We start from the raw sequence: 11,506 nt of genomic DNA, 5'->3' as shown, positions 1-11,506 counted from the left end.
TTTTCAGAAATACCAGATGATGAGTTAGAAAGAACTGTAGAAAGAATTAGAAATAGACCGCGAAAAGTATTAAATTATTTTACTGCAAATGAAGTTTTCCTTGAAAATATGTGGTGGTGTGCTTGACAAGACTCACCGCCTTTGTTAAAAACTCTAAACTTATTCTTGTCATCCACAGATAGAACTTGTTTTGAATATTTGAAAATTAAACTAGGTAGAAAACACTATAAAATATAGAAAAATTTCACAAATTTACTTTATAATAAGAAAAATTTTGATAAACCAAAACAAACTTGATATAATGGTAGATAAGAAAATTACAAGATAAAATAATTTATTAATTAATTAAAATTTTGGATAAAAGATAGTCTTTTATCAAAATATTAGGAGGATTAGATCATATGAGATTCAGTAAAATGTACGCAAAGACATTAAAAGAAACACCAAAAGATGCTGAGGTAGTAAGTCATCAATTGATGTTAAGAGCAGGAATGATAAAAAAATTAGCAAGTGGAATTTACACATACCTTCCTTTAGGGTATAAAGCATTAAAAAAGGTAGAAAAAATAACTAGAGAAGAGATGGATAGAGCAGGTTCACAAGAAATATTTATGCCAGTATTACAACCAGCAGAATTATGGAAGGAAACTGGAAGATGGGATGCAATGGGGCCAGAAATGATGAGACTTCAAGATAGACATGGTAGAGATTTTATATTAGGACCTACCCACGAAGAGGTAATCACAGATATAATTAGAAATGATATATCATCGTATAAATCTTTACCCCTTAGTCTTTATCAAATTCAAACTAAATTTAGAGATGAAAGAAGACCTAGATTCGGTCTTATGAGAGGAAGAGAGTTCTTAATGAAAGATGCTTATTCATTTCATGCAACTGATGAATCTTTAGATGAAGAATTTGAAAATATGAAGGCTGCTTACAGTAGAGTTTTTGAAAGATGTGGACTTAAATTCAGATCTGTAGAAGCAGACTCAGGAGCGATCGGAGGAAGCGGATCACAAGAATTTCATGTATTAGCTGAATCTGGTGAGGACGAAATAATCTACTGCAATACTTGTGGGTACGCAGCTAACCTTGAGAAAGCAGAGAGTGTTGTTAAAGAAAAAATAACAGAAACTAAAGAAGAATTAGCAGAAGTAGAATTAAGAGATACTCCTAACGTTGCTAAAATAGATGATGTTTGTGAGTACTTTGGAATTCCTGCTTCTAAGACTGTAAAAGCTATAACATATATGGATACTGTATCATTAAAAGCATATATGGTTTTACAAAGAGGAGACTACGAGATAAACGAGGTTAAACTTAAGAACTTATTAAATGAAACTGATCTAGTTATGTTAAGTGAAGCAGATTTAATTGCCTATAACTTGAAAAAAGGTTATATGGGACCATATAATATTGAATTAGGAGATATGATACTTGTTGCTGATGAGAGTGTAACTAAGATTATAAACCATACTGCTGGTGGGAACCAAGTGGATACACATTATATGAACGTAAACTATGGTAGAGACTATACAGCTCATATTGTAGGAAATCTCAGAAGCGTAAAAGCTGGAGAAGGATGCCCTAGATGTAGCGAGGGAGAATTAGAGAGCGCTAGAGGAATAGAAGTTGGGCACGTATTCAAACTTGGAAAAAAATATTCTGAAAGTATGGGAGCTACATTTTTAGACGAGAATGGGAAGAGAAAGGCAATGACTATGGGATGTTATGGTATAGGAGTTTCTAGGACTATGGCAGCTGCAATAGAGCAAAATAATGATGAGAATGGAATTATCTGGCCTATGTCAATAGCTCCTTACTTAGTAGATGTAATTCCTGCAAGTATAAAAGATGCAGATCAATTAGGATTAGCAGAGAAATTATATGCAGAATTAATGGAAAAAAATATTGATACTGTAATCGATGACAGAAAAGAAAGACCAGGATTTAAATTTAAAGATGCAGACTTAATCGGATTCCCTATTAAAGTAATAGTTGGAAGAGGAGCTAAGGATGGAATAGTAGAAGTTAAGATTAGAAGAACTAATGAAGCTTTCGAAGTAAAAGCAGAAGAAGTAGTTTCATTTATTCAAAAAATAATTGCTAAAGGTTAAATAAATGAAAAAGGAACTCTAAGGAGTTCCTTTTTTCATAGATAGATAGTTTAAAAAATACATTAAAATATACTAACAGAAATACAATATTTTTTTTCATTCCTAACTTTTCACTCTAATACCTTTGAATTTCTAATGGATTTTTACTTTTAAAATAATATCCAACTCACAATCAGTTGATTGTTATTTTAAAATTTTAACCAATAACCATCATCTAAAAAGGTTTATTTTTGAACCTTGAAACATAACGAATAACTCTTAATAGTTATCTGTTATTTGTTAATATATCTTTTTCCTTTTTTTTACAACTAGTTGGTTTGCCATATTACTACTTACTACTTTGTACGGATAATTCATGAATTATCCCATACTTATTCTATTACCCTTGCTATCTTCAAAATACATTTTAACAAAAATCTTTAACTTCTAATAATGATAATCCTAATGACCGACATTAACCAAAATTAAATTAACTTTTTGAAACTATCAACTATCTATCTTATTACAATAATACACTAAAAAAAGTGAAAAGTCAAATTATTTTCTAATTTTTTTGTTTAAAGGAAAATCAGAGTTGTAGTAGAATAAATTGGATAGAAATATATTTGTGGTAGAATATGAAATATTTTTAAAAAAATAAAAAAGCGAGGAAATATTATGAAAAAATTATATGTGTTGATGTTTTTTATATATTCTATTGTAAGTCTGGCAGAGGGTACGGACAAGATAGAATTTAGGATAGGGGGAAATTTAGTGGGGAAATACAAGGAGGTTAATACAGTTAACTTTAAGAATGATAGTGAACCTCAGGGGATAGGATATGAATTTATTGTAGAATTGATTCATGAGCCCATCCAAGATTTGATAACTGGTTTAGGGATAGGATATCAAAGGGAGGGTGAGATAAAGATAGAAGGAAGAAATTATGGGATAATTGATACTATACCTATCTATGCAACTATCAAATATAGGTTCAGTGAAGTGGGAAGGTATAAACCATATATAAAATTAAACTTAGGAGTGTCAATTCCCTATACTAGATCAGACTTAGACAGGACTGGCGTTACAGCAGAAACAGGGTTCTATTATTCCCTGGGAGGAGGAGTAGAGTATGAAAATATGATAATTGATCTGAGTTACCAATATAATGGAAATAAATTGGATGGGGATTATGATGGTAAAGTAGAATTATCTACGCTAACATTGGGTATAGGATATAGACTGGATATATAGGAGGTTGTTATGATAGATTATCGGTATAGGATAGATAATATAGCAAACCTATATAAAATATATGATTACGATATGTTTCTTTATCAATTGAGAGAAAGGATCTTGGATGAACAATTTAGGGAGATATTTAATGAGATTAGGTGGACAAGGGAGATAAAAAAGCTGGGATCACCTATCCCTATAGAGCTCTTAAATATGCTAGAAATACTAAAGGAAAGGATAATTGATTACTATATAGAATATCTAAAAACTAATAGAGAGGTAAAAGAAATAAAAGATCCTGACCTGATTATTGGCTTAGGATGTAGTAATGGACTGGGGTTTTTAGATAAAAGGATAGAGGTTTTAGGTGATTTGGTAGAAAATTTTCCTAAAGCCAAAATTTTACTTTCTGGAGGAGGAATGGGTGTTTTAAAGACCGAGGCTAGAGAGATGCTGGAGAAGTTGAAAAAAAATTATAAAGTTGATGAAGAACTTGTGATTTTGGAGGAAGATTCCTTGGATACCTTGGGAAATATTGTTTTTTCAAAGCTCCTTTTGAAAAAAATGAATATGTTGAATGGGATAGACAAAATAATTGTGGTTACGTCCCCTTTTCATGTGATCAGAGTCCACTCTTTGTTTAGTAGAGTTTTTCCAAAGAAGATCTCGTTTGAGATTAGAGAGCATGATTACTATCTAAATAAGGTTGATAGTAATATAACAACTAGAAAAATCATTGAAAATGAGATAAAATCACTCTATAGATCTGATGGGATATTTAATATAGTTAATTTGAAGGAGGAGAAAAAGAATAGTTTTGAGGTAGATGAAACTAGTATTTTCTATCAAATGCTCCTATACCAGGATCTCTACAAAAATAGACGGGATATTTTGAGAAAATATTATGTATGTCTAGAGACTTATAAGATTTAAAAAGCACTGAAGACTATAGAGTTTTCAGTGCTTTTTTTCTGAATGGCAGATACATTAGAGTGAACAAAATTATCATCACTACCTCTAAAGAGATTATATAATATGGCCAAGGGCCTAAGAAATCCATGGGGCTTGAGAGGGGTTTTTTCTTTAAAAACATATAGTTTGTATCCAGTAAAAAATTAAGTGGAAACAGCACTAGCATTATTCCATTGATATAGATATACGCTTTTTTTAAAGCATTAAAAGTAATGGTAAATCTAAAGTATTTCAAACCATAAAATACAGCAAAATAGATATAGTAATGTGTCATAAAAAAACTAATATTTGAGTAATTTGGAAAAGCAATTCTAATATCTGGTGTCATAATAGCTAAGATAGCTCCTATACTCCAAAAATAGACGAGATTAAAGATCTTATTGGATCTAAATATCATCATAATAGCTGCTAAGATCAGGGTGTAGTTACACATATTAAATGGTAAAAGATTGGTAAGCGACTCATTAAAAACGATATACCTGTAAATTAACTCGATAAGTTTTTCTATTAAGATAAAATATCCTGAAAATTTGGCAAATTTATCGATATTAAATTTAAATATCTTAGGCAGGTAAAGAGCTAAAATAGCTAAGCTGCCATAGCCTAAAATATAGATGAAGTGTTCTATACCAAACAATGTAAATTCTTTAATTATAATCACCTACCTATGAAATCCTAGATCTGAAGGGTTGATATCTCCCGATACATGAGCAATATTTCCTCCTGATTTTTCAAACTCCTTTCGAAGTTTTACTACTTTTTTAGCCAATTCAACAGTGTCAGTACTTAAATTTTCTGCTTTTATCCGTCCCTTTGACCAATATTCTATGACCAACTTACTATCTCCATAGATATTTTTTTCTCCACCTTTTAGAGCTATATTTAGTGCAATATAACACCCTAAAAGTTCACCAAAATTATTAGTACTCCCGGGTTTAGTCAAGTAATTATCAAATTGATTGATTTTTTCTTGGGGGACAAAATGATGAAGGATTGAATTTCCATGCTTATCAGTTACTCTAACCTCGGTACCGATGCCACGACCAGTTCCAGCATCAAAATATATCCCTGAAGGTAATTTTCCCTGGAGCATCTCTTTGGTTTCGTAGACGCCTCCACCTGCTATCCAACTTTTGGCTTCTTTATGGCTTTTAAATGACTTGTAACGAACGTTCCCACCACGAGTGAGGGTCTTGCATTCATCCCAATCATTGGTGATCACACCAGTATTTGAGTGGGTATAGAAGCAGGCATAAAATTTATTTGATTTTTTTTCGTAATTTCCACCCGTACCTAACCATTTTTCTGCTTCTAATTGGGTTACAAAACCCTTATATCTAGCTTTTTTTCCTTTGACTTTCTTTTGGCATTCCGGCCAAGATGTCAATATACCAGTTTCGTTTATATTTTCAATTACATATGCATAATATTTATTTTTTGCCATTATTTTCTCCTACTTTTAATATTATATAGATTTTATTCTTGTTATTCTTTATTTTATCTATTATGATTCTTGTATAAGAGATTTAGATTTTAATTCTCTACTTTCAGTTATTATACCATTATATTATAAAAGTTGAAAAAAAACTCAACCACCAATGAACACCAATTATCACTGATTAGCAAAGGTAAAAATATTTAGTCACGAATTATACAAATTGACACAAAGAAAATTAGTGTAGATTGGTGGCAAAAAAAGTCAGATTTTAGTCAGAGTCAAAAATTTTTAATCTATGGAAAAAATTATGATAACGGAAAAATTAGTGGGAAAATAAAATTAAAAGAAAAATTGAAATATTAAGAGAAAGAAACAAGTGTAAAAATTTGGAGGTGGAAAGATGAAAAAAATACTGATTTTATTTTTTATTGTGACAAGTCTGGCTATGGCAGATTATTTGGATGCTTGGGATGATTCTGAGGATAAAAAAAAATCTAGACTATAATTGGAGATTGAATGGTTTAAATTAGTAAAAATTTGTCAAGCAGATTAAATTTACAAAAAGACTTGAATTTATGTAGTTTTTCTGATATAATTACCCTCGTGAATAAAAAATTTTTTATAAAGGAAGGTGACTAGAATGAAGAAAGGTATTCATCCTGATTTTCACTTAATTAACGTTGAGTGTTCGTGTGGAAACAAATTTGAAACTAGATCAACATATACAAAAGAAACTTTAAATGTAGCTGTTTGTTCTGAGTGTCATCCATTCTATACAGGCGTGGCGAAATTCGTTGATGCTGCTGGTAGAGTAGATAAGTTTAACAAAAGATACAAGCTTAAGAATTAGTAAAAGTAGGACTTTTTTTAAAGTCCTATTTTTTTAGGAAAAAATAAAAATATACAAATCTTTAGGAGGAACAAAGATGTCAGTAATAGAAATTAACCACCCATTAGTACAACATAAATTAACTTTACTTAGAAATAAAGATGCAGAAACAAAATTATTTAGAGAAACTTTAACAGAGATAACAGGACTTATGACCTATGAAGCGACAAAGAACTTTAAATTAAAGGATGTAGAGGTAGAAACTCCTATAATGAAGACAACAGCTAAAGCATTAGCTGATAAGGTAGCTGTAGTTCCTATTTTAAGAGCGGGACTAGGTATGGTAGAAGGAGTTACAACATTTATCCCAACGGCTAAAATAGGACATATAGGAGTATACAGAGACGAAGAAACATTACAACCAGTATACTACTACTGTAAATTACCAGAAAATATAGCTGAGATGAAAGTTTTATTAGTAGATCCTATGCTTGCAACTGGCGGATCAGCAATTTACTCAATTGATTACCTTAAAGAAGCAGGTGTAAAAGATATTACATTTATGTGTGTCATAGCAGCTCCTGAAGGGATTGCTAAAGTAATTGAAAAGCATCCTGATGTAGATATCTTCGTAGGAAAGATAGATCAAGGATTAGATGAAAATTCATATATCTATCCAGGATTAGGAGATTGTGGAGATAGAATATTCGGAACTAAGTAAGAAAAACTTGTAATGAATAGAAAAATGAAAACAAGATAATTTTGAGGACTTTCCTTAGGGGGAGTCCTTTTTATATATAGTTTTCATTGTGAAATTTAATGACTCTGTGTTATTATTAACATTGTAACTATAACAAAAATGGGGGGGTAAAATGAAGGTATTATATATAAAAGCAAGCCCAAAACCAAAAAATGAATCAGCTTCCCATAGGATTGCTGAAGCATTTATAGGGGAATATAAAAAAAATAACCCAGAAGATAAAATAACAGAACTAAACCTCCATGATGAGGGTTGTCCATATGTAAATTATGATATCCTATGTGATTTGTTTGAAAGAAAGGGACTCATGGTAGAAACAGCAAATAAATTTATAGAATACGATAAATTTATAGTAAGCTCTCCCATGTGGAACCTTTCAATTCCTGCAATTTTAAAAGCTTATATAGATCTTATCATTGTAAAAGGAATTACTTTTGAATATAATAAATTAGGAATTCCTATAGGTCTTGTAAGGGGAAAAAAAGCTTTTTATTTGGGATCTAGAGGGGGAGGGTATCCATTCCCATTGTCTTTGATTACATTTGATATGAGATATATAAAATATATATTTAGACTTATAGGTATAAAAAACTTTAAAAGTTTTATCCTTGAAAATGTAGATAAATCACCAGAAAAGACAAAACAAAATTTTGAAAAAAACTTAGAAAAAGTCAGAAAATTAGCGAGAAAATTTTAAAAGGAATTTTTTCTCTATATTTATGCTGAGTTTAATAGAGTTTTTAGAAACTGAAAGAGGAAATAGAATAAAATATTTATTCTATCTTAGAGGAATAATAACCTGTACAGACAATATTATAGATGAGGAGATAGCAATTATTTACCTTATAGTAATGGAAGTATAGACCTGATAATATGCTTGAATTCATTTCATCATTATTCAAATCCAGGTTTGACTCTAAAAGAGATAAAAAGAGTTTTAAGTTTAGATGGTAGGGTAGTAATAGGGGATATATTTACCCTGCCGGTTATTAGAGAGATAATTAATTTATATCTGCCATATAGCAGGAGTGGAAATTATAAGATGTATTCTAAGAAAAGTTTAGATAAAACCTTTAGTGTAGAAGGATTTAAAGATCAAAATTTTTCTATAATATCTCCTTGGTTATTTGTGTCAGAATATAAAAAAAAATAAGAAAATCATCCTCAAATGGGTGATTTTTTTGATAAATGGAGGGCGTTTTGATGGACAGAAAAAAAATACGAGAAAAATTAAATGATAGAATAATAGGAAGAGAAAAAAACTTTAATAGTGCAGTATTGGCTAGCCTTATAGAGATAGATGGAAAGTTTAATTTTATTCTAGAAAAAAGATCGAAAAACATAAGGCAAGGTGGAGAGGTGAGTTTTCCAGGAGGAGGATGGGAAAAAACAGATAAAAATTTTGAGGAGACAGCCATAAGGGAAACCGTAGAAGAGCTGGGGATACTCCCTGAAAATATAGAGATACTTGGGAAACTAGGAACCCTAATAATCCCTGCTGGTATATTGGTAGAGGTATATGTAGGAGAGATCTTATGCAAGATAGAAGATTTAAATATAAATTTAAAGGAAGTAGACAAAATTTTGATAATTCCTCTAGACTATTTTAGAAAAAATCCTCCTAAGACCGCAAAAATAACTGTACAGATGCATCCCTACTATGAATTAGATGGGAAGAGAGTGGAATTTCCAGCCAAATATTATAATCTACCTGAAAAGTATCACAAACCTTGGAATGGTAGGAATAGAAATGTATATATATATGAGTATCATGGAGAAGCTATTTGGGGAATCACAGCAGATATAATTTATGAAATTATAAATATATAATCATTATTTTTAAATCTTTCCTAATCTAGTCAACTTTTAGAGAGTGTGATATAATAGAAATAAATATAATTAATAATTAAACCTCACCTTTTTCTAAGTAAGAGGAGAAAAGGCAACTATTGTTGCTTTTATTTTTCCTGATTTTTAGAGCATTATTTAAAGGATGAGGTTAAATTATGTATGGAGGAAGAGTTTTGAATAAAGATTGTAAAATATTAGATGTAGAAAATACAGATTTAAATGGATTTGAGTGTCGTGGAAAGATGGCTGCAGATAGCCTAAGAAAAACCTATCGGAAACAAATATGGAGAAAATTTGTTAAAGCTATAAAGGATTTTAATCTAATTGAAGACGGCGATAAGATAGCTGTAGGAGTATCAGGAGGTAAGGACAGTCTATTACTTTGTAAGTTATTTCAGGAGTTAGCCAAAGATAAAACTAAAAACTTTGAGTTAAAGTTCATATCTATGAATCCAGGGTTTGATGCAGTGGATGTAGACCAATTTGAAAAAAATTTGGAGGAATTAGAGATCCCATGTGAGATATTTGACGCCAACGTATGGGAAGTAGCCTTTAAAGCAAATCCAGAAAGCCCTTGTTTTTTATGTGCAAAGTTGAGAAGGGGAGTATTGTATGAAAAAGTAGAGAAGTTAGGCTGTAATAAATTAGCTTTGGGACATCATTTTGATGATGTAATAGAGACTAGCCTGATGAATATGTTTTATGCAGGAACGATAAAAACTATGATACCTAAGGTTAGTTCTAGCAGTGGAAAACTATCTCTAATTAGACCCTTGGTATATGTAAAAGAATCTGAAATCATTAATTATACCAAGAGAAATGGGATAAAACCTATGAGCTGTGGATGTCCTGTAGAGGGTAAAAAAACAGTTTCTAAGAGAGCAGAACTGAAAAAATTATTGGAAACTTTAGAAACTACAAATCCAAATATAAAACAGAATATATTTAATTCTATGAGGAACATAAATTTAGATTATGTGATGGGCTATACAAGAGGAAATAAAAAGGATAAGTAAAAATATTACTTAAAACAGATGAGGAGTCAGGATGAAAATAGAAAGGGTTGAGGATTTAGATAATTTGAAATATGAAAATTTTATATTTCAAATTATAGAGAATGAACTGATTATAAAAAATATAGTGGAAAAATATGAGATAAATTTTTCTTTGAATGAAAAAAGAAGAATAAAAATAGCCGAGTCCATAGAAAAACTTACAGGTTTAAAATTAATATTTTCAAAGTTAGACGGAAGAGAAATTCTAGCTTATATTGAATCTAAGGGATTTAATAAGAGTATTTGGAGTCTAGCTGGAAAGGCTATGGGTGACTATAATATGATTGAAGAGGGAGACAGGATAGCCGTAGGAGTATCCGGAGGTAAGGACAGCCTTACCCTTCTAAATATATTAGTTCGTGTAAAGATGATAACCAGAGTAAACTTTGAGATAATTCCTATCCATATCCATCCTAAGCAAAAAAGTATTGCAACAAGTGAAATTGAGGATTATTGCAAGTTTTTAGGACTAGAACTAATCATAGAAGAAACTAATTTAGAGGATATCTTATTTGGAGAGGATAAGATGAAAAATCCTTGTTTTATGTGTGGACGTATGAGAAGGGGGATCCTATAGTAGGATGATGAAGGAAAAAAATATCAATAAATTAGCCTTGGGACACCATAAGGATGATATTATTGAGACATTTTTACTTAATACTTTTTATCAGGGGAATTTGGGGGTTATGAAACCTAGATATATGTCAAAGGAACATGGGGTAGAAGTTATCAGACCCATGGCATATATAGAAGAAAGTACTGTAATTGAATACGCTCATAGGATAAAATTACCGATATTAAAATCTGAATGTGAATACGAGACAAGTAAAGATTCTAAAAGATTAGAGGTAAAAGGAATAATTGAAGAGTTGAGTAAAAAAAGTAAAAATATTAGGAGTGTAATTTTAAATAGTATAAAACCATTGCTGAAAGACTAAATAAAAAAAGAGAATATTTGGGTCTGTCCCAAATTACGTGTAAATTACATTTCTTAGCTGATAGAGGGTATCTTAATTGGTACCCTTTTCATTTACCTATTTTTTTATAAATGCCCTTTTAATCTTTCTTCAAATTCTATTGATAGCATTCTTAAAATACTTTTCCAGCCTCTTACTTTTGCGTCCATTTCTTGGTTATATTCTCACTTGATAAATATAATAACTTCATCAATGATTGATCTGTAGAGAAGATGTTTCTTGCCTTTGTTGTTCTTCTGAAACTACTATTCAAACTTTCTATAATATTTGTAGTATACATAATTTT

General features: G+C 30.6%; 12 protein-coding genes and 1 pseudogene. 11 read left to right on the top strand and 2 right to left on the bottom strand.

The genetic code is table 11. From position 1 onward, the window contains the following. Nucleotides 1-401: 401 nt before the first annotated feature. The 3 genes from V5784_RS07550 (at nt 402) to V5784_RS07540 (ending at nt 4,271) form a co-directional block, all read left to right on the top strand. Nucleotides 402-2,123, top strand: a complete 1,722-nt coding sequence (locus V5784_RS07550; RefSeq protein ID WP_336888417.1) for a proline--tRNA ligase — start codon at nt 402-404, stop codon at nt 2,121-2,123. Between the two features lie 657 nt (nt 2,124-2,780). Next, nucleotides 2,781-3,356, top strand: coding sequence for an outer membrane beta-barrel protein (locus V5784_RS07545; RefSeq protein ID WP_336888416.1), 576 nt, complete (start codon nt 2,781-2,783; stop codon nt 3,354-3,356). A 9-nt stretch (nt 3,357-3,365) separates the two neighbouring features. Beyond that, on the top strand, nt 3,366-4,271 hold the full coding sequence (locus tag V5784_RS07540; protein WP_336888415.1) for a YdcF family protein: 906 nt from the start codon (nt 3,366-3,368) through the stop codon (nt 4,269-4,271). Nucleotides 4,272-4,284: 13 nt separating this feature from the next. On the opposite strand, the gene V5784_RS07535 is transcribed toward V5784_RS07540, so the two are convergent. Both V5784_RS07535 and V5784_RS07530 read right to left on the bottom strand, forming a co-directional pair. Then, on the bottom strand, nt 4,285-4,971 hold the full coding sequence (locus tag V5784_RS07535) for a TIGR02206 family membrane protein (RefSeq protein WP_336888414.1): 687 nt from the start codon (nt 4,969-4,971) through the stop codon (nt 4,285-4,287). Next, nucleotides 4,972-5,754, bottom strand: coding sequence for a viroplasmin family protein (locus V5784_RS07530; protein ID WP_336888413.1), 783 nt, complete (start codon nt 5,752-5,754; stop codon nt 4,972-4,974). It abuts the gene before it with no gap. Nucleotides 5,755-6,388: 634 nt separating this feature from the next. On the opposite strand from V5784_RS07530, the gene rpmE reads away from it, so the two are divergent. From rpmE to V5784_RS07490, 8 genes and pseudogenes are all read left to right on the top strand, one after another. After that, the gene (gene rpmE, locus V5784_RS07525) at nt 6,389-6,598 is read left to right on the top strand and encodes a 50S ribosomal protein L31 (protein WP_336888419.1); all 210 of its coding nucleotides are present in this window, start codon (nt 6,389-6,391) and stop codon (nt 6,596-6,598) included. 76 nt (nt 6,599-6,674) lie between these two features. Further along, on the top strand, nt 6,675-7,298 hold the full coding sequence (gene upp, locus V5784_RS07520) for a uracil phosphoribosyltransferase (RefSeq protein ID WP_336888412.1): 624 nt from the start codon (nt 6,675-6,677) through the stop codon (nt 7,296-7,298). Between the two features lie 151 nt (nt 7,299-7,449). Beyond that, nucleotides 7,450-8,034, top strand: coding sequence for an NAD(P)H-dependent oxidoreductase (locus V5784_RS07515; RefSeq protein WP_336888411.1), 585 nt, complete (start codon nt 7,450-7,452; stop codon nt 8,032-8,034). Between the two features lie 141 nt (nt 8,035-8,175). Then, nucleotides 8,176-8,490 (top strand): annotated as a pseudogene (locus V5784_RS07510) (methyltransferase domain-containing protein); the annotation flags it as partial. 50 nt (nt 8,491-8,540) lie between these two features. Next, nucleotides 8,541-9,167, top strand: a complete 627-nt coding sequence (locus tag V5784_RS07505; RefSeq protein WP_336888410.1) for a CoA pyrophosphatase — start codon at nt 8,541-8,543, stop codon at nt 9,165-9,167. Between the two features lie 263 nt (nt 9,168-9,430). Next, nucleotides 9,431-10,204 carry an ATP-binding protein gene (locus tag V5784_RS07500; protein WP_336888418.1) on the top strand — a complete coding sequence of 258 codons (774 nt, stop codon included), beginning with the start codon at nt 9,431-9,433 and terminating at the stop codon, nt 10,202-10,204. Between the two features lie 31 nt (nt 10,205-10,235). Then, the gene (locus tag V5784_RS07495) at nt 10,236-10,820 is read left to right on the top strand and encodes an ATP-binding protein (RefSeq protein WP_336888409.1); all 585 of its coding nucleotides are present in this window, start codon (nt 10,236-10,238) and stop codon (nt 10,818-10,820) included. A gap of 4 nt (nt 10,821-10,824) precedes the next feature. Further along, a complete protein-coding gene (locus V5784_RS07490) occupies nt 10,825-11,181 on the top strand; it encodes an ATP-binding protein (RefSeq protein ID WP_336888408.1) in 357 nt (118 codons plus the stop codon). The last annotated feature ends 325 nt before the right edge of the window (nt 11,182-11,506 follow it).

Origin of the sequence: Psychrilyobacter sp., from assembly GCF_037132775.1 — a bacterium.
In the GTDB taxonomy this organism is placed as follows: Bacteria; Fusobacteriota; Fusobacteriia; order Fusobacteriales; family Fusobacteriaceae; genus Psychrilyobacter.
Note: the sequence above shows the minus strand (reverse complement) of the source record. Positions and strands in the feature narration are given on the sequence as shown.